The organism is Vibrio sp. 1249-1 (genome assembly GCF_033340495.1).
On the sequence record NZ_JAWOWJ010001253.1, the window covers coordinates 1 to 500 of the forward strand.

Annotated in this window: 1 protein-coding gene; it reads right to left on the reverse strand. The window is 44.6% G+C overall.

Translation table 11 applies throughout. The annotated features are described in order from the left end of the window. On the reverse strand, positions 1–493 hold a 493-nt coding region (locus R7Z50_RS31550; RefSeq protein WP_318150283.1), incomplete at its 3' end, for a nicotinate-nucleotide--dimethylbenzimidazole phosphoribosyltransferase. Between the last annotated feature and the right edge of the window lie 7 nt (positions 494–500).

The window sequence follows — 500 nt, forward strand, 5'->3', positions numbered from 1 at the left end:
AGATGGTGCTTTGCGCCACTCTTGCACCATATTCCAAACCAAGCGCTACTTGTTCAGAAGACATCGCCGCTTGCTTTGAAAAATTGGCAGTGCCATTTCCTAAACGCTGCTCAATTAAATTCGGATGAGATTTAAACTCAGGAACCATTGCTTCGATTGGCGCAAGCATACCGCAGTCAATCACTTTGAATTCGATTTGGTTTACATCGCAAAAGCAGTTAATTGCCGCACCTCCAGCAAGGAAGTTTGCAACCATTTGCTGGGTAACTTCACTCGGTGCGATGCTAATGCCTTCCTTCGCAACACCATGATCGCCAGCAAACACCAACATTGTTGGCTTGCGAATAACAATCTCTTCAACGGCTTGTGCTTGATCTTGGCTTTGAATCAACGCTAATTGAAATGCGACTTTTTCTAGCAACCCTAGAGCACCTAAGGGTTTGGTTTTGTTATCAATGCGCGTTTGAATCTCTGCGGAAAAAGAGCAATCCATGTTTGGT